This window comes from Marinobacter sp. C2H3, assembly GCF_037080155.1.
GTDB lineage: Bacteria > Pseudomonadota > Gammaproteobacteria > Pseudomonadales > Oleiphilaceae > Marinobacter.
Window position 1 is genome coordinate 557,101 of record NZ_JBBBNZ010000002.1, and the last position, 25,068, is coordinate 582,168.

Annotated in this window: 25 protein-coding genes; 2 read left to right on the top strand and 23 right to left on the bottom strand. The window is 64.5% G+C overall.

What is annotated here, in order from left to right:
- Window positions 1–19 precede the first annotated feature (19 nt).
- From V3388_RS07625 to flhA, 3 genes are read right to left on the bottom strand one after another with little or no spacing between them, the layout of a single operon-like run.
- On the bottom strand, window positions 20–832 hold the full coding sequence (locus V3388_RS07625) for a MinD/ParA family protein (protein WP_336366928.1): 813 nt from the start codon (window positions 830–832) through the stop codon (window positions 20–22).
- A gap of 48 nt (window positions 833–880) precedes the next feature.
- Window positions 881–2,182: a flagellar biosynthesis protein FlhF gene (gene flhF / locus V3388_RS07630; protein ID WP_336366929.1), complete on the bottom strand. Its 1,302-nt coding sequence runs from the start codon at window positions 2,180–2,182 to the stop codon at window positions 881–883.
- Between the two features lie 56 nt (window positions 2,183–2,238).
- A complete protein-coding gene (gene flhA, locus V3388_RS07635; RefSeq protein WP_336366930.1) occupies window positions 2,239–4,404 on the bottom strand; it encodes a flagellar biosynthesis protein FlhA in 2,166 nt (721 codons plus the stop codon).
- Between the two features lie 283 nt (window positions 4,405–4,687).
- Here flhA and upp point away from each other — a divergent pair, with 283 nt between their 5' ends.
- Window positions 4,688–5,326, top strand: coding sequence for a uracil phosphoribosyltransferase (gene upp, locus V3388_RS07640; protein ID WP_336366931.1), 639 nt, complete (start codon window positions 4,688–4,690; stop codon window positions 5,324–5,326).
- Window positions 5,327–5,328: 2 nt separating this feature from the next.
- Window positions 5,329–6,615, top strand: coding sequence for a uracil-xanthine permease family protein (locus V3388_RS07645; RefSeq protein WP_336366932.1), 1,287 nt, complete (start codon window positions 5,329–5,331; stop codon window positions 6,613–6,615).
- Window positions 6,616–6,683: 68 nt separating this feature from the next.
- On the opposite strand, the gene flhB is transcribed toward V3388_RS07645, so the two are convergent.
- The 20 genes from flhB to V3388_RS07745 form a co-directional block, all read right to left on the bottom strand.
- The gene (gene flhB, locus V3388_RS07650) at window positions 6,684–7,820 is read right to left on the bottom strand and encodes a flagellar biosynthesis protein FlhB (RefSeq protein ID WP_336366933.1); all 1,137 of its coding nucleotides are present in this window, start codon (window positions 7,818–7,820) and stop codon (window positions 6,684–6,686) included.
- A gap of 32 nt (window positions 7,821–7,852) precedes the next feature.
- Window positions 7,853–8,638, bottom strand: a complete 786-nt coding sequence (gene fliR / locus V3388_RS07655) for a flagellar biosynthetic protein FliR (protein WP_336366934.1) — start codon at window positions 8,636–8,638, stop codon at window positions 7,853–7,855.
- A 4-nt stretch (window positions 8,639–8,642) separates the two neighbouring features.
- Window positions 8,643–8,912 (bottom strand): flagellar biosynthesis protein FliQ, encoded by a 270-nt coding sequence (gene fliQ / locus V3388_RS07660; RefSeq protein ID WP_336366935.1) that lies wholly within the window; start codon window positions 8,910–8,912, stop codon window positions 8,643–8,645.
- Window positions 8,913–8,933: 21 nt separating this feature from the next.
- Window positions 8,934–9,680: a flagellar type III secretion system pore protein FliP gene (gene fliP / locus V3388_RS07665; RefSeq protein WP_336366936.1), complete on the bottom strand. Its 747-nt coding sequence runs from the start codon at window positions 9,678–9,680 to the stop codon at window positions 8,934–8,936.
- Entirely contained in the window at window positions 9,677–10,060 is a 384-nt protein-coding gene (fliO, locus tag V3388_RS07670) for a flagellar biosynthetic protein FliO (protein WP_336366937.1), read from the bottom strand. The genes fliP and fliO overlap by 4 nt, the downstream gene beginning before the upstream one ends.
- Entirely contained in the window at window positions 10,057–10,545 is a 489-nt protein-coding gene (gene fliN, locus V3388_RS07675) for a flagellar motor switch protein FliN (protein WP_336366938.1), read from the bottom strand. The genes fliO and fliN overlap by 4 nt, the downstream gene beginning before the upstream one ends.
- On the bottom strand, window positions 10,538–11,536 hold the full coding sequence (gene fliM, locus V3388_RS07680; RefSeq protein ID WP_336366939.1) for a flagellar motor switch protein FliM: 999 nt from the start codon (window positions 11,534–11,536) through the stop codon (window positions 10,538–10,540). The genes fliN and fliM overlap by 8 nt, the downstream gene beginning before the upstream one ends.
- A gap of 27 nt (window positions 11,537–11,563) precedes the next feature.
- On the bottom strand, window positions 11,564–12,067 hold the full coding sequence (locus tag V3388_RS07685) for a flagellar basal body-associated FliL family protein (RefSeq protein ID WP_336366940.1): 504 nt from the start codon (window positions 12,065–12,067) through the stop codon (window positions 11,564–11,566).
- 166 nt (window positions 12,068–12,233) lie between these two features.
- Window positions 12,234–13,613, bottom strand: coding sequence for a flagellar hook-length control protein FliK (locus tag V3388_RS07690; RefSeq protein ID WP_336366941.1), 1,380 nt, complete (start codon window positions 13,611–13,613; stop codon window positions 12,234–12,236).
- Window positions 13,614–13,711: 98 nt separating this feature from the next.
- Window positions 13,712–14,077, bottom strand: coding sequence for an Hpt domain-containing protein (locus V3388_RS07695; RefSeq protein WP_336366942.1), 366 nt, complete (start codon window positions 14,075–14,077; stop codon window positions 13,712–13,714).
- Window positions 14,058–15,770 (bottom strand): PP2C family protein-serine/threonine phosphatase, encoded by a 1,713-nt coding sequence (locus V3388_RS07700; protein ID WP_336366943.1) that lies wholly within the window; start codon window positions 15,768–15,770, stop codon window positions 14,058–14,060. The genes V3388_RS07695 and V3388_RS07700 overlap by 20 nt, the downstream gene beginning before the upstream one ends.
- Window positions 15,767–16,072 (bottom strand): STAS domain-containing protein, encoded by a 306-nt coding sequence (locus tag V3388_RS07705; protein ID WP_336366944.1) that lies wholly within the window; start codon window positions 16,070–16,072, stop codon window positions 15,767–15,769. Before V3388_RS07705 ends, V3388_RS07700 begins: the two co-directional genes overlap by 4 nt.
- A 119-nt stretch (window positions 16,073–16,191) precedes the next feature.
- Window positions 16,192–16,635 carry a flagellar export protein FliJ gene (gene fliJ / locus V3388_RS07710; RefSeq protein ID WP_336366945.1) on the bottom strand — a complete coding sequence of 148 codons (444 nt, stop codon included), beginning with the start codon at window positions 16,633–16,635 and terminating at the stop codon, window positions 16,192–16,194.
- Window positions 16,635–18,020, bottom strand: coding sequence for a flagellar protein export ATPase FliI (gene fliI / locus V3388_RS07715; RefSeq protein WP_336366946.1), 1,386 nt, complete (start codon window positions 18,018–18,020; stop codon window positions 16,635–16,637). The genes fliJ and fliI overlap by 1 nt, the downstream gene beginning before the upstream one ends.
- On the bottom strand, window positions 18,001–18,897 hold the full coding sequence (locus V3388_RS07720) for a flagellar assembly protein FliH (protein ID WP_336366947.1): 897 nt from the start codon (window positions 18,895–18,897) through the stop codon (window positions 18,001–18,003). The genes fliI and V3388_RS07720 overlap by 20 nt, the downstream gene beginning before the upstream one ends.
- Window positions 18,897–19,937, bottom strand: a complete 1,041-nt coding sequence (gene fliG / locus V3388_RS07725) for a flagellar motor switch protein FliG (protein ID WP_336366948.1) — start codon at window positions 19,935–19,937, stop codon at window positions 18,897–18,899. The genes V3388_RS07720 and fliG overlap by 1 nt, the downstream gene beginning before the upstream one ends.
- On the bottom strand, window positions 19,930–21,672 hold the full coding sequence (gene fliF, locus V3388_RS07730) for a flagellar basal-body MS-ring/collar protein FliF (protein ID WP_336366949.1): 1,743 nt from the start codon (window positions 21,670–21,672) through the stop codon (window positions 19,930–19,932). Before fliF ends, fliG begins: the two co-directional genes overlap by 8 nt.
- Window positions 21,673–21,687: 15 nt before the next feature.
- A complete protein-coding gene (gene fliE / locus V3388_RS07735; RefSeq protein WP_336366950.1) occupies window positions 21,688–22,056 on the bottom strand; it encodes a flagellar hook-basal body complex protein FliE in 369 nt (122 codons plus the stop codon).
- Window positions 22,057–22,297: 241 nt separating this feature from the next.
- Window positions 22,298–23,761, bottom strand: coding sequence for a sigma-54-dependent transcriptional regulator (locus V3388_RS07740; protein ID WP_336366951.1), 1,464 nt, complete (start codon window positions 23,759–23,761; stop codon window positions 22,298–22,300).
- Window positions 23,762–23,773: 12 nt separating this feature from the next.
- Window positions 23,774–24,997, bottom strand: coding sequence for a sensor histidine kinase (locus V3388_RS07745; protein WP_336366952.1), 1,224 nt, complete (start codon window positions 24,995–24,997; stop codon window positions 23,774–23,776).
- Window positions 24,998–25,068: the final 71 nt, after the last annotated feature.

Genomic DNA, 25,068 nt, shown 5'->3' on the forward strand with positions numbered 1-25,068 from the left:
GGGCTTGGCTGGATTCGATTCAGACTTCGACGAGCCGCTCCACAAAAAATTCAAGATGCCCGCGGGGGGACGACGGCAGTGGCCAGCTGTCAACCTTATCGGCCAACGCCTTGATGGCCAGCGACGCCTTGGCCCGAGGATAGGCATCAAGCACGGCCCGTTGCCGTTGGACGGCTTTTTTGACGGCCTCGTCGTAAGGAACGATACCGACATATTGTAGCGCGACTTCCAGGAACCGGTCGGTCACTCGCGTGAGCTTTTCGAACAGGTGGCGGCCTTCCTGGTCGTTCGCCACCTGGTTGGCCAGGATGCGGAACCGGTTGGTGCCGTAGTCCCGATTCATCAGTTTGATCAGGGCGTAGGCGTCGGTGATGGATGTGGGCTCATCGCACACCACCAGCAGCAGTTCCTGGGACGCCCGCAGAAACGACACGACCGACTCGGAGATACCCGCGGCGGTGTCCACAATCAGCACATCGATCTGGTCGCCGAGTTCGCTGAAGGCGTTGATCAGGCCAGCGTGTTCCATGGCGCTGAGCTGGGTCATGCGCTGGGTACCGGAGGAGGCCGGCACGATTTTGATCCCACCCGGACCATTGACCAGCACGTCCCGAAGGTCGCACTCCCCGGACAGCACATCCTGCAGGTTGCGGTTGGCGGTGATGCCGAGCAGAACGTCAATGTTGGCCAGCCCCAGGTCGGCGTCCAGCAGGACGACCCGGCGGCCTTTCTGGGCCAGGGCAATGCCGAGGTTGACCGAGACATTGCTCTTGCCAACGCCGCCCTTGCCTCCGGTAACCGCGATCACCTGAACCGGATGTGCTTTGCTCATAGTCTGTCTCTAGTCCTGTGGCCCGGCGGGCCCGGAGTTGTCACCGGCTCAGGCGCCCCGTGCAGCCGCCTCGGATGCCTGTACCGTTTTCAGTCGTTCAACCGCCAGCCGCACCAGCGGAATGGCCTCGGCCGGGTGCAGATCTTCCGGAATGCGTTGGCCATTGGTGTACCAGGCAACCGGGAGGCTGGTTTCCATGACGAAGCCGAGGGATTCGCCCAGGGTCAGGGCTTCATCGAGCTTGGTCAACACACAGCCGGCAAGCTTTGCCATCTTATAGCAATGCCAGACGGATTTCATGATGCGCGGCTGGCTGGTGGCGGCAACGACCAGGTGAGTCCGAACCCCATGCCGGCTGCGGGCGAGCTCCGCCAGTTGCTGCTGGTAGCCCTGGTCGCCGCTGGTCAGGCCGGCGGTGTCGATCAATACGAGGTGCCGATCCGACAGTTCGTCCAGGATGTCATCGAGGGAATGGCTGTCGTCCACCACTCGAACCGGCACGTTCAGGATACGGCCGAAAACGAACAACTGCTCGTGGGCGGCGATCCGGAAGCGGTCCGTGGTCACCAGGGCAATGGAGTCCGGGCCATGACGCAGCACGTAGCGGGCGGCCAGCTTGCCGATGGTGGTGGTTTTACCGGAGCCCGTGGGGCCGACGAGCGCATAGACTCCGCCTTCGTCGAGCCAGTCGGTACGGCCGGTGCGAACGCCCGCCGCCAGCATCTTCAGGGATTGTTTCCAGCCCTCATCCAGCCGTCCGCCCTTGTGCCGACGGGCCAGGGAACCGGCCAGGTCGACGCCCAGGCCGAACTCCTGCAGCCGCTCGCCCAGGCGCTGCTGAACCGCGTTGCTGGCCGGCGCCTGGACCGGGGCTTCCGGCTCACCGCCACCACGCACCAGATCACGCAGGGAGCGCAGCTCCGCCCGCATCTGGGCGAGCTCGTCGGCGTAACCGGCGGACGCCGCGGGCATCGTCGCTGGCTCGGCCAGTTCGGGGCCAAAGGCATCGGCCATTGCCGATTCATCCAATCCAGCACCACCCCGGGCACCGGCCTGGGCCCGCGCTTCCCGGACGTCCCGAATGCGTGCCCGGGAGCGGGCGAGTTCGTCCTCCAGCTGCCGGTGCTGCTCGGCCTGAAGCTCTGCCAGACGGGAGCCGTTGCTGGCCTCGGCGGCTTTGTCCCCCAGGCGTTGGCGCGCCATGTTTTCGTCGTAGTCCAGTGCCGTCACGATTTCGACGCCACCGTCGACCCGGCGGTTCGAGAGAATCACGGCGTCCGGCCCCATGTCCTGGCTCACCTGCTTCAGGGCCTCGGCCATGGTCTTGGCGAAAAAACGTTTAACTTTCATACCTTTGCCTCCCTCGACGCGGCAACGGATGCCCGCCGCTCAGGCGCCTGTGGCCGTTACTGGCCCACCGACGCCACAATCGTGACCTGTTTGTTGTCCGGTATTTCCTGGTAAGACAGCACGTGCAGCCGCTCCACTCCGTAGCTGGCGAACCGCGCCAGCACCGGCCGCAGCGGCCCGGAAACCAGCAGGATGGCCGGTTTGCCGAGCATTTCCTGTCGCTGCACGCTGTCCTGCAGGGAGCGCTGGAGTTTTTCCACCATATTCGGCTCCAGCACCAGCCCGATGTCGTCCTGACCGCCGGATTGTTGACTCTGCTGAACAGACTTAAGCAACAACTGTTCCAGGTCCGGATCCAGGGTGATCACCGGGATTTCCTGGTCGCTGCCGCACAGGCTCTGGACGATCATCCGCCGCAGGGCCTGTCGGGCCACCGTCGTCAGCACTTTCGGGTCCTGGCTGCGGGGGTGGACGTTGACGATGGCTTCGGCAATGGAACGCATGTCGCGCACCGGCACCTCTTCCTTGAGCAGGTTCTGCAGCACCTTCAGCAGCAGGCTGATGGAGATGGTGGTGGGTACCAGCTCCTCCGCCAGCTTCGGCGACAGTTTCTCCAGCTGGTCCAGCCATTTCTGGGCTTCCTCGTGGCCGATCAGCTCGTGGGCGTGCTTCTGCAGGATCTGGTTCAGGTGGGTCGCCACCACCGTGCTGGCATCCACCACGGTGTAACCCAGGGTCTGGGCCTGATCCTTTCGATCCGGCTCAATCCAGCAGGCGTCCAGACCAAAGGCCGGGTCCTTGCCCTCAATGCCCTCGATCTTGCCAAACACCTGGCCCGGATCGATGGCCAGTTCCCGGTCTGGATGGATCTCCGCCTCGGCCAGGGTCACGCCCATCAGAGTGATGCGGTAGACGTTGGGCATCAGGTCAAGGTTGTCCCGGATGTGCACCGAAGGCATCAGAAAGCCTAGGTCCTGGGACAACTTCTTGCGAACGCCCTTGATGCGGCTGAGCAACTGGCCACCCTGGGACTTGTCCACCAGGGGAATCAGGCGATACCCCACCTCCAGGCCGACGATGTCCACCGTGGCCACGTCGTCCCAGCCCAGCTCCCGGGTCTCCCCAGCCGGAGCGGGCAGTTGCCGGCCATCGGCCCCGGCATCTCCCGGGGCCAGTTCGCGGCCCGGCCCGCCGGTGCCCGTCCGGCGGGGGAACGCCTCACCTTCTTCGACCGTCTGCTGGCTCCGGGTCCAGATGAACCAGGCCGCCCCGGCGGCAATGCCACCCAGCCCAAGGAACGCCAGATGCGGCATACCGGGGATCAGGCCCAGCAGAATCAGGATGCCAGCGGCGATGGCCAGCGCCTTGGGGGCGTTGAACATCTGCTCCAGGATCTGGCTGCCCAGTTCCTGGCTGGTGGTGACCCGGGTGACCATGATGGCGGCGGCGGTGGACAGCAGCAGCGACGGAATCTGCGCCACCAGGCCATCACCAATGGTGAGCAGCGCGTAACGCTGCATGGCCAGCCCGAACGTCAGATCGTGCTGAAGCATGCCGATGGCGACGCCGCCAATGATGTTGATCACCAGGATCAGAAGGCCGGCGATGGCGTCGCCCTTCACAAACTTGGAGGCACCGTCCATGGAGCCGTAGAAATCCGCCTCCTGGGCGATTTCCGAGCGCCGGGCCTTGGCCTCATCCTGATCGATCAGACCGGCGTTCAGGTCCGCATCAATGGACATCTGTTTGCCCGGCATGGCGTCCAGGGTAAACCGGGCGCTGACTTCCGAGACCCGGCCCGCGCCCTTGGTGACCACCATGAAGTTGATGATCATGAGAATGGCGAACACCACCAGGCCAACGGCGTAGTTGCCCCCGATCAACACTTCGCCGAACGACTGGATCACCTTACCGGCGGCGTCCCCGCCCTCGTGCCCTTCGAGCAGCACCACCCGGGTGGACGCCACGTTCAGCGCCAGGCGCAGCAGCGTGGCCACCAACAGCACCGTGGGGAAGGAGGCGAACTCCATCGGCCGCATCGAATAGACGCACACCAGGAGGATGACGATGGACAGGGTAATGTTGAAGGTAAAAAACACGTCCAGCAGGAACGCCGGCACCGGCAGGATCATCATGCCCAGCAGGCCCATGAGCATGAGCGGAACGCCGAGATTGCCCCGCGTCAGGGTTTTGACGTTGTTGAGGACGAGCGCTCGATCCATGGGTCAGTCGGTCTCCGCTGGGCGCATCCCGCCAGGCGTGGTCTGGCGGGCGATTGGCCGGTAATGGTTCAGGGTCAGGATTCCGGCGCCGGGCGCCGCTGCTGTCGGTCTCTCGCAAGATCCGTACCAGTGCGTGCAAGAGCGTCACCCGGGCGGCCCGGGGCGTCGCCCCATGCGCCTGACGGCCGGCGCCAGATGCGGTATCCTTGCGCCATTTACCGGGTGCCCGGCCCAGGCCGCCGGGCAAACCCCGACCCACCCATCCAGAGACACAGGTGATCCCATGCCCATCCACGAGGTGAAACACCCCCTGATCCGGCACAAGCTCGGGCTGATGCGCCGCGCCGACATCAGCACCAAGAATTTTCGGGAACTGGCCCAGGAAGTCGGCGCCCTGCTGACTTACGAAGCCACCAAGGACTTCACCCTGCAGGAACACACCATTGACGGCTGGGCCGGGCCGGTCACCGTCGAGCAGATCCACGGCAAGAAAATCACCATCGTTCCCATTCTGCGGGCCGGTCTGGGCATGCTGGACGGCGTGCTGAGCCTGATCCCGGTGGCCCGGGTGAGTGTGGTTGGCCAGATCCGCAACGAAGAAACCCTGGAGGCCAGCACCTATCTGGAAAAACTGGTGGGCGAACTGGACCAGCGCATGGCGCTGATCGTGGACCCGATGCTGGCCACCGGGGGCTCGATGATCTCCACCATCGACCTGCTGAAGAAGGCCGGCAGCACGGAAATTCGCGCGCTGGTGCTGGTGGCCGCGCCGGAAGGCATCCAGCGGGTTCTGGACAAGCACCCCGACGTTTCCATTTACACCGCGTCCGTTGACGAGCGACTGAACGAGAAGGGGTACATCCTTCCAGGCCTGGGCGATGCGGGCGACAAGATTTTCGGCACCAAGCAGAAGGACGTATAAGCATGCAGACTACCCCTCACGCCTCCGTCGGCCAGGAGCCGGTCTGGAAGCAGGTGATTGCCGGTGCCCAGATGCTGCTGGTGGCCTTCGGCGCGCTGGTGCTAATGCCCCTGATCACGGGCCTGGACCCAAACGTCGCCCTGTTCACCGCCGGCCTCGGCACGCTGATTTTTCACATTGTCACCGGCGGCCAGGTGCCGATTTTCCTGGCGTCGTCCTTCGCCTTCATCGCCCCGGTGATCGCCGCCAAGGGCAAGTTCGGCCTGGAGGAAACCCTCGGCGGCCTGATGGCGGCGGGCATCCTCTACGTCATCCTCAGCGGCCTGGTACGCCTAAAGGGCACCGGTTTCCTGCGTCACCTGCTGCCGCCCGTGGTGATTGCCCCGGTGATCATGACCATTGGCCTGGGCCTGGCGCCGGTGGCCGTGCACATGGCCTCCGGCCAGACCGGCGACGGCTCCAGCCAGCTGTTCCCCCGGGATACCGCGCTGTGGATTGCCATGACCTCTCTGGCGGTCACCATCGTGATGTCGGTGTGGGCCAAGGGCCTGTTCCGGCTGATCCCCATCATGGTCGGCGTGGTGGTGGGATACGTGATCTCCGCCCTCGTCGGGATTGTGGACGTGACCCCGATTGTGGAGGCGCCCTGGTTCGCCATGCCGGCCTTCGTGGCGCCGGAATTCAGCTGGGGCGCGGTGCTGTTCATGATTCCGGTGGCCATCGCCCCGGCCATCGAGCACATCGGCGACATCCTGGCCATCGGTAACGTCACCGGCAAGAATTACCTGCAGAAGCCCGGCCTGCACCGCACCCTGCTCGGCGACGGCCTGGCCACCAGCGCGGCGGCGCTGTTCGGCGGGCCGCCCAACACCACCTACTCGGAAGTCACCGGCGCGGTGATGCTCACTCGCAACTTCAATCCAAAGATCATGTGGTGGGCGGCCATCGTGGCCATCGTACTGGCCTTTATTGGCAAGTTCGGTGCGGCCCTGCAGACCATTCCGACACCGGTGATGGGCGGCATCCTGTGCCTGCTGTTCGGCTCCATTGCGGTGGTCGGTCTGAACACCCTGATCCGCCACCAGGTGGACCTGTCCCAGTCACGGAACCTGGTGATCGTGGGCGTGACACTGGTGTTCGGCATTGGCGGCATGGTGCTGGGGCACCTGGAGGGTATTGCCTTGTGTGCAGTCGCCGCCATCGTGCTCAACCTGATCCTGCCCGGCAGCCGGGAAGCCTGGGGCCACGCCATTCACGAAGCAGAGAACGAGCAGTCCGCCGCCCAGTGATACGGCGAGCCCTGACACCGCCGCTCGTGCCGGGCAGTGACGGGCGGCGGTGACTGCCGGCGCAGCGATCAGAGGTCGCGCCGCAGGTCCGGCGGAATCGGGAAGTCCGGCATACCGGGCTTGGCGGCGTGGCCCTTGCGGAACTGCCGGAGCTGGAACACGTAGGCGAGCACCTGGGCGATGGCCATATACAAGCCGTCCGGGATTTCCTCGCCGATGTCCGTGTTGTGGTACACCGCCCGGGTCAGCGGCGGTGTCCGCAGCACTTCCACCTTGTGTTCCCGGGCGATTTCCATGATCTTGAACGCAATCTGGTCGGCGCCCTTGGCGACCACCACCGGCGCCGCCATGCGCTTCTGATCGTATTTCAGCGCCACCGCATAGTGGCTTGGGTTGGTGATGACCACGTCTGCCGTGGGCACGTCGGCCATCATTCGCCGCTGGGCCATTTCCCGCTGCAACTGGCGGATTTTGCCCTTCACCTCCGGCTTCCCTTCGGTGTCCTTATACTCGTCCTTGACCTCCTGCTTGGTCATCTTCAGTTTTTTCTGGTGATCGTAGATCTGGAACGGTACGTCCACCAGGGCAATCAGGATAGTGGCCGCGGACAACAGGAAAAAGCTCCAGCCCAGAGTCCACAGCACGTGTTCCATGGCTGGGCGGGCCGATTCCTCGGCAATGTTGAGCAAATCCTCGGTGCGGGCGTGCAGGATCAGGACAGCCACAGCCAGCACCACCAGAACCTTGGCGATGGCCTTGACCAGTTCCACCAGGGAGCGCGTGGAAAACATCCGGCCCAGGCCCTTGATGGGGTTCATGCGGCTGAACTTGGGGGCGATGGCCTTGCCGCTGAACAGCAGGCCGCCGATACTCACAGAACCGGCAATGGCGGCCACCAACAACACCGCCAGGACCGGCGCCAGGGCCAGCGCGGCGGTCTTGGCGGCCGCCATCAGTTGCAGGCTCATTTCCCGGGTGTCGAAAATGGTGGCCCGCTCCAACACAAAGTTATCCTTCATGATCGCTTCGAGCGCTGCGCCGAGATGCCCGCCGAACATCAGCAGGCCACCCGCGCCCGCCATCAGCACGGCCATCGTGGCCAGCTCCTTGGAACGGGCCGTCTGCCCCTCCTCCCGGGCTTTCTCCAGGCGTCGGGGCGTGGCTTCTTCGGTTTTTTCCTGACTGTTGTCGTTCTCTTCAGCCATGGCGCGTCCGGTCCGGCGTCAGCGGGCCAGCGTCAGGGAATGCCCTGCAGCTGGCGCATGAAATCAAAGGTGTCGCGGGTGTACTGCTCGAAGTGTGGCAAAAAATTGGCTTGCAGCACCCAGATGGCAAACAATCCAAAAATCAGGCCAATCGGAAAGCCCAGGGCGAAGATGTTCATCTGCGGCGCGGCCCGGGTCATCACACCAAAGGAAATGTTGACGATCAGCACCGCGGTGACCGCCGGCAGCGCCAGCAGCATGGCCGCCATGAACATCCAGCTGACTCGGTGCGCCAGGGCCCAGACACCAGCCTGCCCCAGGCCATCCAGGCCAATCGGCAGCGTCCGGAAACTTTCCACGAACACCTCAAGCATCACCAGATGGCCGTTCATGGCCAGAAACAACAGCGTGATCGTGATGGTATAGATTTGCGCCAGCACCGGCACGCTGACGCCGTTGGCGGGGTCCACCATGGACGCAAAGCCCAGGCCCATCTGCATGGCAATCATCTGCCCGGCCACCACGAACAGCTGCCAGAGCGCGGTCACGGCAAAGCCCATCCCGACGCCAATGAGGATCTGCTGGAGGGTGATCACCACGGCGTCCGCGGTCAGCGCGTCCACCTGGGGCGCCTGGGGAATCAGCGGCACCACCAGCACGGTAATCAGCAGCGCGAGCCCCAGCCGGACCCGGGCCGGCACCAGCTGGGTGCCGAAGATGGGCACCACCATCAGGAAGCTGGCCACCCGGAACAGGGGCCAGAGGTAGTGGCCCACCCATTGGCCGATCAGGTCCGCGCTGATCTCCGTCGGGACCATGGGATCAGCCGATCAGGTAGGGAATGCTGGAAATCAGGCGGTGGGCGTGATCCAGCAGCTGGCCCAGCATCCAGGGCCCGGCCACGATGATCACGATCAACGTCACCAGCAGCCGGGGCAGGAAGCTCAGGGTCTGCTCGTTAATCTGAGTGGCGGCCTGGAAAGTGCTGACCACCAGACCAACCACCAGGCCCGGCCCGATGATCACCGTGGACAGCAGCACGATCATCCAGAGCGCTTCCCGGAGGATGTCGATCACGGTTTGCGGTGTCATGGGCGCAATCTCCTTACGGTGCTATAGCCCGTAGCTGGCGGCCAGGGTGCCCATGATCAGGGACCACCCGTCCACCAGCACGAACAGCATGATCTTGAACGGCAGCGAGATGATGATCGGCGACAGCATCATCATCCCCATGGCCATCAGCACGCTGGCGACGACCATGTCGATCACCAGGAACGGAATGAACAGGATAAAGCCGATCTGGAAGGCGGTTTTCAGCTCACTGGTGACGAACGCCGGCATCAACACCCAGAACGAGACGTCCTCCGGGGTCGCCGCCTTTTCGTCCGCCATGCGCATGAACAGGCCCAAATCGTCTTCCCGGGTCTGGGCCAGCATGAACTTGCGGAACGGCTCGCTGGCCAGCTTGACCGCCTCCAGTGAGGTCACCTGCTCCTGAAGGTACGGTTGCAGGGCGGTCTCGTTCACCTGTTCCAGCACCGGCTTCATGATGAAAATGCTCAGGAACAGGGCCAGGCCCATCAGAATCTGGTTGGACGGTGTGGACTGCAGGCCGATGGCCTGGCGCAGGATGGCAAACACCACGATGATGCGGGTGAAGCAGGTCATCATCATCAGCATGGCCGGCAGGAACGTCAGCGCCGTCATCAGCGCCAGCACCTGCAGGGTGACCGAATATTCCTGGTTGCCGTTTTCGCCGGGGGTCACCGTCAGTGCGGGAATGCCGGGCGCGGCTTGCGCCAGGACCGGCATGAGCAGCAAGAACGCGGTCAGGATGCGAAACAGGCCACGGGACGTCATGAGTCGGCGGGGTCCTTGTCCGAGGGTTTCCAGGATTTACCGATCAGCCCCTGCAGGCGCCGGGCAAAATCGCTGTTCGCGGCATCGCCGGCATTCACCACCGGCTCGTCAAACACGTGCAGGGTACGAATGGCGGACGGTGTAATGCCCAGGAGAATCTGTTGGCCGCCCACCTCCACCAGGGCCAGGCGCTCCCGGGCGCCAATGGCCAACACCGAGACCACCCGTATGGCGCCGCTGTTGCCGCCAGACATGCCGCTCATGCGCCGGACCAGCCAGGCGCAGCCGTAGATCAGGGCCACCACGGCCACCAGCCCCAGGCCCAGGCTGACCAGGGTGCCGATGGAACCCGCCGTCGAGGTGCCGGTCTCCGGGTTCATTTCTGCAGCCGCTTGATGCGCTCACCGGGGCTGATGACATCGGTGAGGCGGATGCCGAACTTTTCGTTCACCATCACCACCTCGCCATGGGCAATCAGGGTGCCGTTGACCAGGACATCCAGGGGCTCGCCCGCCAGCCGGTCCAGCTCGATCACCGAGCCCTGGTTCAATTGCAACAGATTACGAATGGGGATCTGGGTATTCCCCACCTCCATGGAGATGGTGACCGGGATGTCGAGAATCACATCCAGGTCCGGGGCGCCGGCGCCCTGGGCGCCCGACGAGCCCGTGAACTCCTCCATCGGCGCGGTGCGCACATCATCGTCGCTGCCGCCGTCTTCCCCCGCTTCCGCCATCGCCGCGGCCCAGTCGTCCTCTCCAACGCTGTCGCCGTCACCGGACTCTTCCATGGCCGCTTCCCATTCCGCCGCGAGTTTTTCGTCCTCGCTCATGTCCTGCCCGTCTTTCTTGTTTTCGTCAGCCATGTCGACCCACCTTCAGTTGTTTCTTGACCTTCGGCAGTGCTGCCTTGTCGTGTATCCGTAGCGCGAGCTTTCCGTCGCGGGTGCCCAACGTCGCCTTGTAGATCGGGATGCCGTTGGCGGTGACCGTCAGGAACTCGGGAACCTCCACCGGAATGATGTCGCCCGCCTTGAACTGCGCCACTTCCCGCAGGGACACCCGGCGCCGGCACACGTCCGCGTTGATGGGGACGTTCACGTCTTTGATGTCTTCCTGCAGCGCGTTGACCCAGCGCTCGTCCACGTCGTCGATGTCGCTCTGAACGCCCGCGTCGAGCACGTCCCGGATCGGTTCGATCATGGAATACGGCAGGGCGAAGTGCAGCTCACCGCCGCCGCCGTCCAGCTCGATGTGGAACGTGCTGATCACCACCACTTCGCTCGGGCTCACGATGTTGGCCATGGCCGGGTTGACCTCGGAGCTGAGGTACTCGAAATCGACCTTGAGCACCGCGTGCCAGGCCTCGGCCATGTCGTGGAACACCTGGTTCAACACCATCTGGACGATGCGGGTCTCGGTGGGGGTGAACTCACGGCCTTCGATCTTGGCGTGGCGGCCTTCGCCACCGAAAAAGTTGTCCACCAGCTTGAACACCAGCTTGGCGTCCAGAACGAACAGCGAGGTGCCCCGCAGGGGCCGGACCTTGCACAGGTTGAGACTGGTGGGCACATACAGGGTGTGAACGTATTCGCCGAACTTCATGATCTGGACGCCGCCGGTGGAAACGTCGGCGTTGCGGCGGAGAAGGTTGAACAGGCTGATACGGGTATACCGGGCGAACCGTTCGTTGATCATCTCCAGGGTGGGCATGCGGCCGCGAACGATACGGTCCTGGCTCGCCAGATCGTAGTTCTTGACCCCGGTGTCATCGGATTCCTCATAGGTATCGATGTCGCCGTCGTCCACCCCGTGGAGCAGCGCATCGATTTCGTCCTGTGACAGCAAGTCCTGCATAGGTTTTCCCGCCCCGTGACTGGGTAGCTACTGCACCACGAAATTTCGGAACAGCACGGCGTCCACATCGGGCTCGCCTTCCTGCTCCAGGGTCTTGTTGACCGTTGCCAGCATGGCATCCACCAGGCCCTGCCGGCCATCCGGCGTTTGCAGGGTCATGAAATCACTGCCCGAGAGCGTCGTCACCAGCCGGCTGCGGATCAGCGGCAGGTGCAGTTTGGCTGCCTCAATCGCCTTGGGATCGGTGGCCTGCAACGACACGAACACCTGGGCGTAATGCTGGCTGCCGTTTGCCTGCACGGTGGTAATCAGCGGTTTTTCAATGTCCACGTAGGAGGCCGGCACGAACGCCGGTTCTTCACTGGCCGTCTCGGCGTGGTCATCGGACCCGGGCAGGCCGCCGCCGAGGAACCAGACGGTGCCGGCCACCGACAGGCCGATGGCCAGGAGCACGCCCAGCACAACCAGCAGAATCAGTTTCAGTTTGCCTTTTTTGGCAGGCGCCCCCTGCGGAGCGTTGTTGTCAGCCATAGTCGTCGCTTTGCCAGAAATCCGTCGGTGACGGCCCGATTCCGGGTCGCTACAGAACTGAATGCAAAGGGCGGGCCATGAATCATGGAACCCGCCCCGTGAACCCGCAGTTTAGCGTCGCCGAAGTCGATGGGCAAAGCCCTCTTTCGACCGTTCAGGCAACCCTTCAGGCAAAAACGTCAACTTCGCCCTTCCAGCTCAGATCCAGCTGGCCACCCGCTGTCTCGTCGCCATCGGTGGCGGCATCCGCCAGTCCCGGGCCCGAGGCGGTGCCACTGCCCTGCCCGTCACCGCCCTGCTCACGGCCGGCCTGCTGGCCGGGCTGGTCAGACACATCAAACTGCGCCAGTGACAACCCCTGATCGGACAGCATGTCACGGAGACGGTGGGCGCTTCCTTCCAACTGATCCCGAACCACGGGGTTGGCCGTGTGCACGGTGATGGTGGCCTGGTCGTTGTGCATCCGCACCTTGACGTCCATCGGGCCCATGTCCGGCGGCGTCAGGTGAATTTCCGCGGTAGACAGGTTCTTGGCGGTGAGCCAACTCAGCTTGCCCATCACCTTATCGCCCCAGTCGGCCTGTCCGACGGGCACATCCACGCTGGTGGCGTAGCTACGAAGCGGCGTTGCCTGCGCCGCCGGGGCATCCGTGCGGGCCTGGAGCGGGGTGGCGCTCTGGGCCTGGCCATTCAGGGTCTGGCCCGCCAGCTCCAGCGCGCCCTGGAAACGCAGACCGCCGGTCAGCGCACCGCGATCCCCGGGCTCTTTGCCGTCACCGGCCAGCACAGCGCCAAGCAGGGGCCCAAGGCCCATGCCGGCCGCCGTTCCGCCTTTGCCCTGCACTGCCAGGCCCGCCGGGCCACCGACCAGGCCGGCCAGCCCCGGCAGAGTGGCGGCGGCAAACGTGCCACCCGCCGCTGGCACCGGCCCGGCGCTGCCCGGAGCGCCCTGGACCGGAGTTGCGGCCGGCGCTGCCGGTTTCAGCAGTGCCCGCAGGTCTGCAAAAGTAATGCTGACGGCGCCTTCAACATCGGTCTGCTCCGCATCGTCAGGCGCCGCTGAAGGATTGGCTGCCGTCGCCTCGGATTCATCCGCCTTATCGGCCTTCCCCGGCTTGCCCGGTTGTCCGTCGGCGTCTGATGGGGTGTTAGCGGCGGTGTCGGCCTTGGTGTCGTCAGCGGACGCCGGCGGTTCAGCCACATCCTTGCACGACTTGTCGTCTGCCTGTTTCGCCTGCCGACGCTCCTGAGCCTGGTCCGCCTGCTGGCGCCGATCGTCGAGATGGGCCTGGTGCTGCCGGGCATCCTGTTGCCGGTTTTCCTGTTGCCGGGCTTCGAGCCGGGAGGTCTGTTGGCGGCTTTCCTGCTGACGTGCCTCCTGCTGCCTGGCCTCAAGGCGCTGCTGTTCGGCGCGGGACACGACGTCAAACCGGCTGTCCTGATCCGGTGTCCGATGGACGTCGGCGGGGGACCCGGCTCGTGGGGCCGGACGCTTGTCAGAGGCCTGATCGGGCATCAGGACCTGGGGTAGAACCGATGATGGCATGGCAACCTCTTGCCGCTTTTTGCGCGCACTGGCGTGAAAATCCGGGTGTCACGTCAGCTTTGCAAAACCGGTGCCAGGCCATAAGGCCGGGAACGGCGTCAGCGGGCCATGAGGGTTTCCAGTTCGGCCACCACAATGGCAAATTCAGCGTCAATCCCGTCGATGCGGTCGGCAGCGCCAGAGAGTTCGCCGGCTTTTCCGGCCCGTTCCAACGCCAGGCACAGAGCACCCAGCTTTGGCGCCCCGATGTTGATGCTGCTGCCCTTGAACGAATGCGCCGCTTTGGCCAGGGCATCGGCGTCTGCATCGGCCAGGGCCTGGCGAAGGGTATGAATGCGCTCTCTGGAATCGGTCACAAAGGTGCGTATCAGAAGCTCGAACTCGTCTTCCATAACGTCCTGGAGTTCGGCGAGGGCGTCGTTGTCCAGGTGGTCGGCGTCGGATTCAGGTGTGCTTCCAGTCATACACAATCTCCACGCGATTGCCGTTCTGGTGAAAAGACAGGTCAGTGGTCAATCGTTTCAGCAGCAGCAGCCCGCGCCCGGCGTAGGCGGGCTCGCTGACGCGGCCGTCATCACTCAGGCTGCCAAGAACCGCGGCGACGTCGAAGCCCTCGCCACTGTCCTCGCAGGCAATCCTGAGCCGGCCGCCCTGCGCCGTGCCTTCATGCTGGAGCGCAAACCGCACCCGGTGGTTACCCACGCTTTGAAGCCGGCGCTGTCGCTCAGCGTAGTAATGGCCGAAGCCATCCGGATTGCGCTTCCAATGAGAGGGCAGCCCCAGTATGCCGTGTTCCAGCGCGTTGTTGTACATTTCCGAGAGCAGCGTATAGATCTCGCCGCTGGAGGGCCTTAATCCCGGGACTTCCAGGCACAGGTGCAGCAGCAGCGGCAGCGGGTTGAAATCCGCCAGGCTCTGGCCCTGCAATTCGTATTCACAGCGCCAGTCCAGGGGCCCGGTCAGGGCCGACGGCCCCACCGTATCCGCCAGGCCCCGCGTCCAACCGGCGTCGTCGGTGACGTCCAGGGCAAACAGGGTCAGATCATCGGACGACGCCGCATCCGCGCTGAATCCGCTCGCCGCCGCCAGGAGTCGTTCGAACGGAGGTCCCTCTTTGTCAGCCAGGGCCTCGCGCACACCAGCCTCCCCGAAAACGTTCCCCGCGTCATCCACGCAATCCAGCACGCCGTCGGTCATCAGCAGTACCTGATCGCCCGGGCGCACTCGCAGGGCCTCCATCTCACCGTCAAAGCGGTCCGCGGGCAGAATACCCAGCGGCAGGAACCGGGAGCGGATCGGCTGCGGCGTCCGACCACCACCGAGCACCCAGCCGTCCGGCAAGCCCCCGTTCCAGGCCCGCACCTGGCCAGCCTTGAAGTCCACCTCAATCATGGCGCCGCAACAGAAGCGCCCGGTCGGCAGAATACGGCACAGCTTCTGGTTCATTTCCCGCAGGATCTCGGCGCCGCCGAATCCCTTGCCGGCCATGCCATAGAATATTTCCGCCACCGGCATGGCGCCAATGGCCGCCGGCAGGCCGTGGCCGGTGAAATCGCCGAGGAACACCACCAGCCCGCCGTCGGGCCGGGGCGTGGCGAACAGGACATCGCCGTTGAAAATCGACTGGGGCGAGGCGTGGTAGTGAATGTTCGGCGCGTCCAGGCAGCCAGAGTGGGCGACGTTGTCGAACACTTGCTTGGCCACCGCCTGCTCGTCCACCAGCTGCTGGTTACGGGCGTGGATCAGATCCCGCTGCTCGGAGAGGGTGTCGTGCATCCGCTGCATCCGGCGGAAGGCGTTCAGCTTGGCGTCAATGATCACCCGGTTGTAAGGCTTGGTGAGGAAGTCGTCGCCGCCAGCGTCAAGGCAGCGAGCCAGGTCGGCGGCATCGGTCAGGGACGTGAGAAAAATCAGCGGCACGAGGCGCTCGCCCGCCAGTGCTCGCATCCGCCGAGCCGCCTCCATGCCATCCATCCGCGGCATCAGGGCGTCCAGCAGCACAATATCCGGGGTGGTCTCCTGAAACGCCGCCACGGCGGCAACGCCGTCCGCCGCCTCAATCACCTCGTGCCCGAGCCGTATCAGCATGCGGCGCAGGATGCTGCGATCCGAGGTGCTGTCCTCGGCAATCAGAATCCGCAGAGGGGGCAAGCTCACTGGATGGCAAACAGCTGTTCAAAGTTGGAAATGGACAGGATCCGACGCACGTCCCGGTTGCAGTTTTCGATGGAGATGCGCGCACTGTCGCCACCGGCGTAGTCCCGGAGTAACAGCAACATGCCCAGGGCAGAACTGTCCAGGTAGGTGGCGTCGGCCAGATCAATCCGGTAACGGGTCACGCCGGCATTACCCTGCTCGTAGGCGTCCCGGAACGCCTGATGGGTGCTGAAATCAAAGCGGCCTTCGATGCAGATAACCAGGGTGTCACCGTCATCGGTCACGCGGGTTTCAATCGCCATGGGGTATACCTCCGGGGGTCCGAGCTTTCCTGCTCCCTGAAGGATAGACCAGCCTGTAAAATTTGCCGGCCGCAGGGCAGGCATCCGGCGCTCAATCCCCGTTGGCGACCAATGACGTGTTACCGTCGGCGTCGCGCAAACGCGCGGCCGGCAGCTTCGTCCGCCAGCTTCTGCTCCCGGGCCGACTGTTCCTGGTCTTCCTGGCGGCGGCAGGTGTCGATGTAGTTCTCCATGCCGCGGCGCCGCTCCCAGGCCGCCCGCCAGGCGTCCCGACGGCTGTCAAAAACACGGCGCACCTGGGCCAACTGCTGTTCCTGCTGACGGATCACCTGGTCGAGCTGTGCCGAGAACGCCTGCCAAGCCTGCAGACGGGTGACCGCGACGGGGCCCTGACGGCCGGCCCGCATCTGTTCGCGGTATTCGGCCTGATAGCGGTTCAGTTCCTCCAGCCGGGCCTGCTGATCATCCACCTGACGCCGGGCCTCGGCCATCTGTTCAAGGGCCTCCTGCTCCCGGCGTTCCTCCACCGCGAGCACCACTTTCAGGCGCTCGGACCGGCGCATCAGCGGCTATCCTGGCGCGGGTTGGGTACGGCGTCCCGGCGGCGCTCCGGGGACCGGCGCTCGGGCACCACCGCCAGCAACTGCTCCACGCTGTCGCCCATAGGCGCCCGTTCGTTCAGGCCCTGCTGAAGAAACTGGCGCATGTCGGGCATGTGCTGGATGGCGAAGTCGGTTTCCGCATCCGAACCCTTTACGTAGGCGCCCACGCTGATCAGGTCCCGAGCCTGCTGGTAACGGGAATACACCTGCTTGAAGCGCTGCGCCCGGGAAAAATGCTCGGCATCCGCGACCTGTGGCATCACCCGGCTGACCGAGGCCTCCACGTCGATGGCCGGATAATGCCCCTCTTCGGCCAGGCGCCTGGACAGGACAATGTGGCCGTCCAGGATCGCCCGGGCCGCGTCGGCGATGGGGTCCTGCTGGTCATCCCCCTCGGTCAGCACCGTGTAGAACGCCGTAATGGAGCCACCGCCGGGGCGGCCGTTGCCCGTTCGTTCCACCAGTTGGGGCAGCTTGGCAAACACCGAGGGCGGGTAGCCCTTGGTGGCCGGAGGTTCGCCTACGGCCAGGGCGATCTCCCGCTGGGCCTGGGCGTAGCGGGTCAGGGAATCCATCAGCAGCAGTACCCGCTTGCCCTGGTCCCGGTAATACTCGGCAATGCGGGTGGTGAGCATCGCGGCCCGCAGGCGCATCAGGGGGGAATCGTCCGCCGGCGAGGCCACCACCACGGAACGGGCAAGCCCTTCGTCACCGAGGATATCCTCAATGAACTCCTTCACCTCACGGCCCCGCTCGCCCACCAGGCCAACCACGGTGATGTCGGCGTCGGTGAACCGGGTCATCATGCCCAGCAACATACTCTTGCCCACGCCGCTGCCCGCGAACAGGCCCAGGCGCTGGCCCTGGCCAACGGTCAGCAAGGCGTTGATGGCGCGGATGCCCACGTCCAATGGCTGGCGGACCGGGGCGCGGTTCAGGGGGTTGATGATGTCGCCGGTGAGCGGCACCCGGGCTTCCGCCTGCAGCGGGCCACGACCGTCGAGGGGTTCACCACTGCCGTTGAGCACCCGGCCAAGCATGTGTGGCCCCACCGGCACCCGACTGGCGGCGGACAGGGGCACCACCCGGGCACCGGGGCGCAAACCGTCAATGGCGGTGAGCGGCATCAGGTAGACGCGCTCGTCCTCGAACCCCACCACCTCGGCTTCCACGCTGTTGCTGCCCTGCCCCTGGATTTCACAGCGGTCGCCCACCACCATGGGACAACCCACGCACTCGAGGGTCAGGCCGACCATGCGGGTCAGGCGACCAGAAAGCTCCGGCGCCGGATCAGCGTCGATTGCCGAGGCTAGCCGCCCCAGGCGCTCAGCCAGGGGGCTGGTCATCGCCGTTGTCCCTGTCTTCGGTGTCGAAGGTTCTGTCGTCGGCTCTGTCGATCGGGCTCTCGGCGGGCGCTTCCGCAAGCAAATCCCGATGAAAATCGCTGAGGGTGGTGGCCGCACCTTCTCCGACGTCACCAGGTTCGGCGCTCAGGGTATCGTCCAGCATCCGCTGGATGACTTTCTGGAAGCGTTTTTCCACGGTGTAATCCACCAGGCTGTGGCGGGATTCGACCCGGCAGCCGCCGGGGAGCAGGCTATCGTCCTCCACCACCGTGGCGGCGGATTCCAGACGGTCAGCCACTTCCCGCACCGGCTCGAGATCGTCCGGATGAACGTGGATGCGTACCGCCTCGGCGGTGGACGGCAACGCCGCCAGAGCTTTGCGGACGACATCCCGGATCTGGCTGCTGTCGATGGTGAGCTCCCGGAACAGCACGGCTCGGGCCAGTGAGGCGGTCAGGTGCACCAGCGCGGCTTCCAGCTCGTCCCGATGCCGAGCCACCGGATGCACCAGTTCCCCCATCATCGCCTCAAGGCGTTCGAGGGTCGCGTCGACCCGCTCCCGGGTGTCGGCCTCGCCCCGGGCCTGGCCCTCAGCACGGCCTTCCTCCTGCCCGGCGGCCAGCCCTTCCTGGTGGCCCTGCTGATACCCTTCCGCGTGGCCCTCGCGGTAGCCGGCTTCCCGGCCCTCCTGAAACCCATCTTCCCGGGCCGCCTGGCGAATCTCGTTCAGGTCAGCGGCGGTCAGCGGACGCACATCCCGCTCTTCCTCCCGGGGACGCTCGTTGCCGTCGGCGTCAAGCAGGGGCAGCTCCCAGCGTTCGTACGCGGTCAGCTGCTCCTTGGGAATGCGTTGCGGGATCTTGGGGGAGTTGCTCATTACATCATTTCTTCGCCGGCACCGCTGAGGGTGATTTCACCGGCCTCGGCCATGCGGCGGGCAATGGTGATGATATCCTTCTGGGCGGCCTCGACTTCGCTGACCCGCACCGGGCCCTTCGCTTCGAGGTCATCCTGAAGCAGCTCGCCCGCCCGCTTGGACATGTTCTTGAAGATCTTGTCCTTGACGCCATCCTCGGCGCCCTTGAGGGCCACCACCAACACTTCGGAGGAGACTTCCCGAAGCAGCGCCTGGATGCCCCGGTCGTCCACTTCCCGGAGATTATCGAAGACAAACATGAGGTCTTCGATGGTGGACGCCAGATCCGGGTCCATGTCCTTGATGGAGTCCATCAGACCGCCCTCGATGGAGCGGTCCATGAAGTTCATGATGTCCGCCGCCCGCTTGACGCCGCCAATGCGGCTGGTCTGGGAAGCGGCGCCGCCGGAGAACTGCTTCTCCAGGATGTCGTTCAGTTCCTGCAGGGCCTGGGGCTGGATGCTCTCCAGTGAGGCGACCCGCATCATGACGTCGAGGCGAACCTTTTCATCCAGGGTAGCCAGGATTTCCGCGGCCTGGTCCGGATCGAGATAGGAAATGACGATGGCCTGAATCTGCGGGTGCTCGTAGCGGATGATGTCACCCACCGCCCTGGGTTCCATCCACTTGAGGGTGTCCAGGCCGGTAGTGTTGCCCCCGATCAGGATGCGGTCGATCAGGCTGGCGGCTTTGTCGTCCCCCAGGGCCTGAGTGAGCATGGCGCGGATGTAGTCGTCGTTGCCCACGCCCAGGCCGGTCTGGCCGCCAACAGCGTCGACGAACTGGTCGAGCACGAAGGTGACTTCGTCTTTGGTGACGTCCTTCATCTGGGCCATGGCCACGCCGACCCGCTGCACTTCCTTCGGGCCCATGTGCTTGAGCACCTGGGCGGCGTCCGCCTCCCCAAGGGACATAAGCAGGATCGCAGCCTGTTCAACGCGGGGAATCTTGCGCTGGAGCTTTTTCGGGGCTTCGCCCCCGGGAGCGGCTTGGTCAGTCATCGACGTTCACCCATTGGCGCATGACCTGGGCGACCCGGGCCGGGTCCTCCGCAATCAGGCCTTTCAATGCATTCAACTGCCTATCATAGCTGTCCGTAGCGCCCGGCAAAAGCAGTTCATCCCCGGACGACATGGCCTCTCGCAGGGCGCTGTCGCTGCCCAGGCTGGCGAGGTCGTCGCCATCACCCATGCCATCGGATTCCGCGCTACGGCGACCGCCGCCGGACAGCGTCTTGAGGGTGGGCCGCAGCAGGCCCAGCACCAGAATCAGGATCACCAGGCCGGCCAGTACCTGCTTCATCAGGTCCCAGAACCACGGCTGCTCCCAGAACGCGGGCGCGTCCACCGCCACTTCGGTTTCCGGCGCAAACGCGGTGTTCATGACGGTAACGCTGTCGCCCCGGGCCGCGGAATACCCCACGGCGTCCCGGACCAGCATGTTCAGGCGCTGCAGTTCCTGTTCCGGCCACGGCTGGTAGCTCACGGCGCCGGTATTCGGGTCGACCACTTTCATGTCGTCCACCGCCAGCGCCACGGTCACCCGCTTGACGGCGCCCCATTCGCCCCGTCGATAGCTTACCGTGCGGTCAATCTCATAGTTGCGGGTCGCCTCCCGGCGCTCATTCACCGGTGTCTGAGGGGTTTGGGCCTGGCCATTCTGGCCGGCCTGCTGTCCCTGGGCGTTCTGCTGGCCAGTGTTTGCGTTGGTCTGCTGGGGTACCGTTGCGTTGCCCGGCGGCTGGTTGGAGAGCGCGCCGGGGATACCCTGGGCGCCGCCGCTGCCGCTGTTCCGCTCGGTGAGCTCGCGCTCGCTGCGGATAGCCTGCTGATCCGGGTTGAACAGTTCCTGGGCCTGCTCGTTGGCGGCAAAATCCAGGTCTGCCGAGACTTCGGTCCGGAAGCGGCCGTCGCCCACGATGGGCCCGATCAGCGATGCCACCCTCTGGCTCAGGCGCTCCTCGACCTTCCGGGTATAGTCGTATTGGTCTTTCAACTGGTCACCCGCACTGTGGCTGTCTTCGCCGGTGAGCAGATTGCCGTTCTGATCCACAACGGTGACGCCGTCCTTGTTCATCATCGGGACGCTGCCGGCCACCAGGTTCACGACGGCGGCAATCTGCTCGTCTCCCAGACGCCGGCCGGCAAACACATCGAGAAACACGGACGCAGACGGCGCTCGGGCGTCCCGGATGAATACCGAACGTTCCGGAATGGCCAGGTGCACCCGGGCGCTGCGAACACCGCGCATTGCACCGATGGTGCGGGCCAGTTCGCCTTCCAGGCTGCGACGGTAGCTGATGGTTTCCATGAACTGGGAGGTGCCCAGGCCCTGCTCCTGGTCCAACAGCTCGTAGCCCAGGGCCTTCTGGTCCGTAACCCCTTCCGCCGCCAGCTTCAGCCGGGCCTCGTAAACCTGATCCGAGGGCACCAGCAGCGCGCTGGTTCGGGGGTCCATTTTGTAGTCGATACCAGCCTTATCGAGAATCGTGGTGACGTCCTGCGGGTTGTAGGACGACAGGTCACCCACCACCGGCTGATAGTTGGGTTCCTGGGCCCAGAGCACCACCGCAACGCCCAGGGCGACGCTGGCCGCGAGGCCCACCATGAGGCCCACCTGGCGCAGCAGGTGCAGGCGACCAAACCCCGCAAGCAGCGCGCTACGGCTTTCCGGCGCCTCGTTGTCGAGGGCTGCGGGGGCATTGGTCTGGTTGGCTTCCGCCGGTACGCTGGCCATGTCGTGGCTCCGTTATCAGATCGGCATGTTCATGATGTCTTCGTACGCCTTGACCACCCGGTTGCGAACCTGGGTCAGGGCTTCGAAGGAAACCGAGGATTTCTGCGAGGCAATCATCACCCGGGTGATGTCCACGCTTGGATCGCCCATTTCATAGGCGGTCCGCAGCTCACTGGCGTTGTTCTGGAGATCGTTGACGTGGTTCACGGCGCGCCCGAGGAGATCACCAAAACTCGGCGTTTCCTGGGTTTCCTGGGCCTGCCGGGGGCGGTCGATCCGTCCCGGGGCCATGCTGTCCTGCTCAATGCGCTGATTCTGCACCATCTGGGACCGCAGGTTGCGGATTTCGGACAACACGCTGTTGATGTCGGCTCGCTGTACCATGATCTCTCCTCGCCCTGTCTTGCCGGCGCCCTGTCGCGCTCCGGGCCGTCTGGGTGAGCAAAAGCAAAACTCAGGCCAGGCTGATTTTTACCAAAGATTTCATGTGATTAATGAAGAGCTCATGGGCGACACGCGCAGGCGCAACGGTTTTTTGACAAGGGCAACGGTTCAACACTTCAAACGGCGGGCATAAAAAAAGGCACCCTATGGGTGCCTTGAAAAGGAGTAGAATCGAAATGCCTCACGCCATCGCGAGTTCGGCGTCAAGATCGATCCCGGCGTCGCGCATCTGAGCCAGCTTGTATCGAAGGGTCCGAGGGCTGATGCCCAGCTGTTCAGCCGCGCGATTGCGACGTCCGCGCTCTCTCTTCAACGTCTGGATAATAATACGGAACTCCTGCTGTTTCAGATCATCACCCAGAGAAGCGGCCAGCGCCTGGACTTCTTCCGGGGTCTCTGGCACCAGGAAATCCGCCTCCCCGGCTTCCGATACGGCGGCATCCAATGGCACCGACGGTGCTGGCGGCGCCATGGACGGCAGGCCCGCTGGCGCGACCACCGGCTCCCGTCCGGAAATGCCCAGCTCCAGGCACAGGTCGCCGGCGTGAATCACGTTACCCTGGTGCAGCACCAGAGCCCGCTGAATCGCGTTATCCAGTTCCCGGACGTTGCCCGGCCAACGATGAGTGGTCAGGGCCTGGCGGGCATCCGGCGCAAACGTAATGCCCGCCAGCTTCATTTTCTGGCAGTGCTTGCGCAGCAGGAACTGCGCCAGAGGCAGGACGTCCAGGGGTCGCTCGCGGAGGGGCTGCCAGTGCATCGGGAACACCGTGAGTCGATAGTACAGGTCCTCCCGGAACTTGCCTTCCCGGACGTAATCCGCCAGGTCCCGGTTGGTGGTGGCCACCACCCGGACGTCCAGGGAAATGGTCTTGCGACCACCGACCCGCTCGACTTCGCGCTCCTGCAACACCCTTAGCAGTTTTGATTGCAGGCCCAACTCCATTTCGGAAATCTCGTCCAGCAGCAATGTGCCGCCGTTGGCTTGCTCAAACTTGCCGGGGGCGGAGGCCACGGCGCCGGTGAACGCGCCCTTCTCGTGGCCAAACAGGATGGCTTCGAGCATATTCTCGGGAATCGCCGCACAGTTGATGGCCACAAAAGGCTGGCCGGCGCGGGGCGACTGCTGGTGTATGTAACGGGCCAGCACCTCTTTGCCGGTGCCGCTCTCTCCGGAGATCATCACCGTGGAATCGGACTGGGCGACTTTGCTGGCCAATTGAAACAGGCGCTTGCTGATCGGGTCTTCCGCCACCGGCTGATCGCCGGATTTGGGCTTGCTGCCCCCCACTACCCGGGAAACCGCGTCCACCAGAACCTGGGGCTCAAACGGTTTGACCAGATAATCGATGGCCCCGGCCTGCATGGCCGACACGGCATGGCTGATCTGGCCGTAGGCGGTGATCAGCATCATCGGGAGCCCCGGGTAACTGCGCTGCACCTCGTCAAGTAGCTCATGCCCGGACATACCGGGCATGTTAACGTCGCTGACCACCAAGTCCACGGGCGCTTCCGCCAGCCGCGCCAGCGCCTGCGCCCCGTTCTCCGCTTCGCGAACGCGAAAGCGCGCCAGCTCCAGCGTCGTCACCAGCGCCTCGCGAAGATCGTGGTCGTCTTCAACTATCAGAATCTGGGCCTTCGCCATGGATGCCTCCGATCAGCTCTGTCGGTTCAACAGGGGCAGGCGCAGCGTGGCCACGGCCCCGCCTTCCTGCCCCGCTGCAATGGAAAACTGCCCCTGATGGGCCTTGGTCACCGCCTGCACCACCGCCAGGCCAAGCCCCGTGCCGTGGGACTTCGTGGTGTAGAAGGCTTCCATCAGGCGGGCGGCGTCTGCCTGGGCAAAGCCAGGGCCGTTATCACGAACCTGCACCTGCAGCTCGCCGGCCTGGCCGGCAACGGCAACCGACACATTGGTGGCGCCGGCCTCCAGACTGTTGTTGATGAGATTCATGAAGGCGCCCACCAGCGCCTCCCGGTTGCACATCAGAGTGGCCCCCGCCGATAGCTGGCTCTCCAGACTGACGGACACCCCCGTCGCCAGACGCAGGCCTTCAACCGCGGCACGCAGTGCGGTTACCAGAGCCTCGGCGGGCAGGGCTTCGGCCAGACGGGTCTCGCCCCGGGCAAAGATCAGCATGTCCCGAACCTGCTGCTCCAGATGCGTCAGCCGGGACATCAGGCGGGCTGCACAGCGCTGGCGCATTTCCTCGTCCAGGGTCGGCTCACTGAGGTGGCCACCGTAGAGAATGGCGGCCGACAGCGGCGTGCGGATCTGGTGGGCCAGGGAGGCCACCATGCGACCCATCTCGGACAACCGTTGGGCATGGGCAAGCTGGGACTGAAGCTGGCGGGTCTCGGTGAGATCGGTCAGCAGAATCAGCTGTCCAGGCTGGTTTTCCATGGTGCGGATCTCAATGGACACCCGGCGTCCGTCTTTCAGGGATACCTCGTGGCCATCGTCCCGCCGGGGCGCAAAGCAGCGGTGGATGACGTCCACCCAGCGTTCACCCTCGAGTGGCTCACCCAACAGCAAGACCGCCGCCGGATTGCTCTGGCTGACCACACCCTGGCTGTCCAGCACCACCACCCCGGCGGGCAGCGCCGTGAGCAGTGTGGACAGGCGATCCGCCAGCCGCTCCTTTTCCTCAAGCTCCTGCTGACGTTGCTGGGATTCCAGGTTGAGTTTGCCGGACAGCTGGTTCACCCGGGATTCGAGGGTCCGGTAGGAGTCCGTTATCTGCTGGGACATCTGGTTGAACAGACGGAGGGCGGAATCCACGGCTTCATCGTCGTGCTCCGGAAACAGCGCGGTCACCTTGTGATTCGCGTCGGCCGCGGCATTTGCCTTGGCGGCCAGAACGTATTGTGGCTGACTCATCCCTCACTCTCCTGACGCCCCGGGACTCCGGGTGGTTGGGTCATTCGTGTGGATGAGCTAAAGCGAGGTTT

Bases quoted from the DNA above. Each gene is read 5' to 3' on its own strand.
- flhB (WP_336366933.1), bottom strand. From the start codon at position 7,820: ATGGCTGAAGAGAACGACAACAGTCAGGAAAAAACCGAAGAAGCCACG.
- fliM (WP_336366939.1), bottom strand. From the start codon at position 11,536: ATGCAGGACTTGCTGTCACAGGACGAAATCGATGCGCTGCTCCACGGG.
- V3388_RS07705 (WP_336366944.1), bottom strand. From the start codon at position 16,072: ATGGCGATTGAAACCCGCGTGACCGATGACGGTGACACCCTGGTTATC.
- fliJ (WP_336366945.1), bottom strand. From the start codon at position 16,635: ATGCGCCGGTCCGAGCGCCTGAAAGTGGTGCTCGCGGTGGAGGAACGC.
- fliI (WP_336366946.1), bottom strand. From the start codon at position 18,020: ATGACCAGCCCCCTGGCTGAGCGCCTGGGGCGGCTAGCCTCGGCAATC.
- V3388_RS07625 (WP_336366928.1), bottom strand. From the start codon at position 832: ATGAGCAAAGCACATCCGGTTCAGGTGATCGCGGTTACCGGAGGCAAG.
- fliN (WP_336366938.1), bottom strand. From the start codon at position 10,545: ATGGCTGACGAAAACAAGAAAGACGGGCAGGACATGAGCGAGGACGAA.
- V3388_RS07685 (WP_336366940.1), bottom strand. From the start codon at position 12,067: ATGGCTGACAACAACGCTCCGCAGGGGGCGCCTGCCAAAAAAGGCAAA.
- fliR (WP_336366934.1), bottom strand. From the start codon at position 8,638: ATGGTCCCGACGGAGATCAGCGCGGACCTGATCGGCCAATGGGTGGGC.
- fliG (WP_336366948.1), bottom strand. From the start codon at position 19,937: ATGACTGACCAAGCCGCTCCCGGGGGCGAAGCCCCGAAAAAGCTCCAG.
- fliO (WP_336366937.1), bottom strand. From the start codon at position 10,060: ATGAACCCGGAGACCGGCACCTCGACGGCGGGTTCCATCGGCACCCTG.
- V3388_RS07745 (WP_336366952.1), bottom strand. From the start codon at position 24,997: ATGAGTCAGCCACAATACGTTCTGGCCGCCAAGGCAAATGCCGCGGCC.
- V3388_RS07690 (WP_336366941.1), bottom strand. From the start codon at position 13,613: ATGCCATCATCGGTTCTACCCCAGGTCCTGATGCCCGATCAGGCCTCT.
- flhA (WP_336366930.1), bottom strand. From the start codon at position 4,404: ATGGATCGAGCGCTCGTCCTCAACAACGTCAAAACCCTGACGCGGGGC.
- V3388_RS07720 (WP_336366947.1), bottom strand. From the start codon at position 18,897: ATGAGCAACTCCCCCAAGATCCCGCAACGCATTCCCAAGGAGCAGCTG.
- V3388_RS07740 (WP_336366951.1), bottom strand. From the start codon at position 23,761: ATGGCGAAGGCCCAGATTCTGATAGTTGAAGACGACCACGATCTTCGC.
- V3388_RS07645 (WP_336366932.1), top strand. From the start codon at position 5,329: ATGCAGACTACCCCTCACGCCTCCGTCGGCCAGGAGCCGGTCTGGAAG.
- fliP (WP_336366936.1), bottom strand. From the start codon at position 9,680: ATGACGTCCCGTGGCCTGTTTCGCATCCTGACCGCGTTCTTGCTGCTC.
- fliQ (WP_336366935.1), bottom strand. From the start codon at position 8,912: ATGACACCGCAAACCGTGATCGACATCCTCCGGGAAGCGCTCTGGATG.
- fliE (WP_336366950.1), bottom strand. From the start codon at position 22,056: ATGGTACAGCGAGCCGACATCAACAGCGTGTTGTCCGAAATCCGCAAC.
- flhF (WP_336366929.1), bottom strand. From the start codon at position 2,182: ATGAAAGTTAAACGTTTTTTCGCCAAGACCATGGCCGAGGCCCTGAAG.
- upp (WP_336366931.1), top strand. From the start codon at position 4,688: ATGCCCATCCACGAGGTGAAACACCCCCTGATCCGGCACAAGCTCGGG.
- fliF (WP_336366949.1), bottom strand. From the start codon at position 21,672: ATGGCCAGCGTACCGGCGGAAGCCAACCAGACCAATGCCCCCGCAGCC.
- V3388_RS07695 (WP_336366942.1), bottom strand. From the start codon at position 14,077: ATGACTGGAAGCACACCTGAATCCGACGCCGACCACCTGGACAACGAC.